Origin of the sequence: Planktothrix sp. FACHB-1355 (assembly GCF_014748295.1) — a bacterium.
GTDB lineage: Bacteria > Cyanobacteriota > Cyanobacteriia > Cyanobacteriales > Aerosakkonemataceae > Aerosakkonema > Aerosakkonema funiforme_A.
This window is the reverse complement of sequence record NZ_JACJUP010000906.1, coordinates 1-3,024: the sequence shown is the minus strand read 5'-3', so window position 1 is coordinate 3,024 and position 3,024 is coordinate 1. Positions and strand designations below refer to the sequence as shown.

The 3,024-nt window shown below is 48.7% G+C and carries 4 protein-coding genes; 1 reads left to right on the top strand and 3 read right to left on the bottom strand.

The features are described 5' to 3' along the window. From H6S82_RS26775 to H6S82_RS26765, 3 genes are all read right to left on the bottom strand, one after another. A partial coding sequence (locus tag H6S82_RS26775; protein WP_191056996.1) for a helix-turn-helix transcriptional regulator occupies window positions 1–504 on the bottom strand: 504 nt, incomplete at its 3' end. Between the two features lie 78 nt (window positions 505–582). Continuing rightward, window positions 583–1,077, bottom strand: a complete 495-nt coding sequence (locus tag H6S82_RS26770; RefSeq protein ID WP_190475655.1) for a Dps family protein — start codon at window positions 1,075–1,077, stop codon at window positions 583–585. 194 nt (window positions 1,078–1,271) lie between these two features. Beyond that, window positions 1,272–1,535, bottom strand: coding sequence for a sulfiredoxin (locus tag H6S82_RS26765; RefSeq protein WP_190475653.1), 264 nt, complete (start codon window positions 1,533–1,535; stop codon window positions 1,272–1,274). Between the two features lie 154 nt (window positions 1,536–1,689). Between H6S82_RS26765 and H6S82_RS26760 the strand changes: the two genes are divergently transcribed. Then, a partial coding sequence (locus tag H6S82_RS26760) for a SpoIID/LytB domain-containing protein (RefSeq protein ID WP_191056995.1) occupies window positions 1,690–3,024 on the top strand: 1,335 nt, incomplete at its 3' end.

Below are 3,024 nucleotides of genomic sequence, written 5' to 3'. Positions count from 1 at the left end.
TACGGGTGCGATCGCTTCCACTCCCCATTGTTGCACCAGTTGTTCTACAGGTCGCAGCAGCGGCAACAATTTCACTGCCGGCAGCTGAGGATTTTGTCCGGCAGCATAGGCAGCTGTTGGCCATTGTATCAGCCAAGATTCCAACACTTGCAAACTGGAAAGCTGAAATTCCTGCATTAACGACTGTCGCTGTGACTGCATCTGCGCTTGCAATCGTTGGTACTCCTGCTGTAGCGCTGGTGATGCTTCCCCTGTTTTTTCTGTCCAACTTATCTGACGATCGGAAAAAGTTGCCAATAACTCTTCTAGCGACACTTGCAAAACTTGACCGAGTTTGACCAGATTTTCCACCTGCATCTGCATTATCTGTCCTCGCCGCAGTCGCATCAGCTGCCGTTCCGATACCCCTGCGGAACGACTGAGCGCTTTAAAACTCAATACACCCACCCGCTGCATTAATTGTTGCAGCTGGTGGGTGTAGTCTGGAAGCGGAGACAGGTTCATTGCTGTTGATGCGGCGCGGGAGAGATGATTACTGCGTGCTTAACAGCCTATCGCTTCGCGCCACTAAAAATCCAGTCCTTACTGTTTATTCAGGATACTCCGCAGCATCCAAGCGGTCTTTTCGTGAACTCGCAGGCGTTCGGTCAGCATATCGAGAGTGGATTGGTCATCACCGTTTTGTGCGGCGGGGAAAACTGAGCGAGCGGTTTTTGCTACAGCTTCATTGCCTTCCACAAGTAAGCGTACCATTTCTTCGGCACTGGGGACATCCCGCGTTTCTGCAATCGAGCCTAATTCGCTAAATTGGCTGTAAGAACCGGGGGCAAACACGCCCAGCGCCCTGATCCGCTCGGCAATCACATCAACAGCAGCAGCTAGTTCGGTATACTGTGCCTCAAACATCAGGTGCAGGGAATGAAACATCGGACCGGTGACGTTCCAGTGGAAATAGTGGGTTTTCAGATAGAGCGAGTAGGTATCGGCTAACAAGCGAGACAGTCCTTGAGCAATTTCTTGGCGAGCTTGTTCCTCAATCCCGATATCTACTGGTATGGTTTTGTCTTGAAGTTGCATTGCTGAATTCTCCTGAGTTAGCGATCGAATTTTGGCAGCTTTAGCTCTACTTTTATATGTTTTCTATGAGAAGCGATCGTCAAGGAGCTAGTAGCCCACAAATTGATTTTGATGGGTTTTCGTCGGCTATCAACCTGGTTTCTATGAAAAATCCTGATTTTCTAGCCTCTAGCGCCTAGCTCCTAGCCCTTACTTTAAGCTAGGTGCATTTGTAAAACCGAGCGGGTCGCCCTGCGGACTCTGCAACGGATGCTCTCCTGGCCCAGGCGCTGGCAAGCCTCGAATCGGTGGCAACCAGAGAACCCATAATACTGTCCATCTACTTCCAGAACTTCGATCGGTTCTTGTTGTCCGATTTCTCGAATTGATTCCATTAGTGCTTCGACTTTCTGAGGATCGGTCTGTCGGATCAGGGGACGATGAATCTGCCGTAGGGGAATTTCCTGTATTCTTACCATCGGGTGTATTACTACTTCTATTTTTGACTCTTCACTCCTTAATCATAGTCGTTATGAGTTCGGTTTGCAACTGCAAACATTCAGTTCGACTATTTAGATCGATAAAAAGCATAAAGCTATGGTCGATCGCAAATGATCTATCGCAAGGCAGCTCATGCAGAAAACTACTTGTATCCTCAGACAGATTTTCACCGTTACTCAAACCCGCGACGGTCGATCGCTAGCTTACTGGTGGCGTACAGCAGTGACCGTGTTTTGTTTAGTCGGACTCACGGCAGATGTACGAGCTTCGGCTGTAGGCTCTGATGTAGAACTCAAGGTTGGCATTGTGCAGAGATTTGGTGCCAAAGCGGATGACGAGCTGACTTTGAAGGCGACAGCGGGCGATCGGCTGACATTGCAGTTTTTAGCTGGCAATATGGAGCCGCAAACCGTTTCGCTAGATAGCCTCAAGCTGGAAATACAGATGCAACCGCTACCGCAGCCAGAAGTAGAAGAGCGAGTTGTCCTCAGTACCCACCCAAACTTCGAGACAGCAGAAGATAGTGCCCTACAGTGGCGTGCGAAAGGAATTGAAGTCGAAATCGCTCAGCCCAGAAGGTGGCAAGTTTGGGCCAAACGGGATGTGTACAAGACTCCTTTGCTGCGACGATTGCTGCTGGAGAGTTTGCAAACCGAGGACGTCAGAACGGCTCATCTGGATACGCAAATAATGAAGGAGGAGCCAAAACCATCTTGGGTGATGGATGGCTTGCGCTACAACCGCAAAAACATCGAGATTACATCTGAAAAAAATATGATTCAGGTGTTTCAAGGCAAAAATGACAAAATCGGACGGACATTTGTCGGTCCGCTTAAAATCCAGCCTAACGCTTACGGTACATACACCTTGGTGAACCAAGTACCGCTGGAAACGTATTTGCGGGGTGTAGTACCCAATGAAATTGGAGCCTTGGCACCTAATGCAGCTCTGGAAGCGCAGACAATTTTGGCTAGGACTTACGCACTGCGGAACTTACGCCGTTTTGCAATCGATGGCTACGAACTGTCTGCGGATATTCACTGTCAAGTTTATTACGGACTCAGCGGTGCTTTTCCGACCACAGATAAAGCGATCGCAGCTACAAAAGGCTTAGTGATCGTGTACAAAAACGAGTTAATCGATGCGGTTTATTCTTCCACCAATGGGGGAGTGAGTGCCTCTTTTCGGGATGTTTGGAATGGGCCAGATCGACCTTATCTGCGTCCGATCGTCGATGCTGTCAGCAGTATTTGGGATTTAGGCAGCAACAGCTTGGCAAACGAGCAAAATTTGCGACAGTTCATCAATTTGCAGAAAGGCTTCAACGAAGAAGGCAAGAGTTTGTTTCGCTGGCGCAAAGAAACCAGCCTTCCAGACTTGACGCAGCAGTTACAGAAATATCTCAAGGACAAAAAACATCCCCAAGCTAACTTCCAAACTATTCAGTCAATGGAGGTGACGGAGAGA

What these genes read in the sequence shown, in the direction of transcription:
- H6S82_RS26770 (WP_190475655.1), bottom strand. Translation starts at nt 1,077, where the DNA reads ATGCAACTTCAAGACAAAACCATACCAGTAGATATCGGGATTGAGGAA.
- H6S82_RS26765 (WP_190475653.1), bottom strand. Translation starts at nt 1,535, where the DNA reads ATGGTAAGAATACAGGAAATTCCCCTACGGCAGATTCATCGTCCCCTG.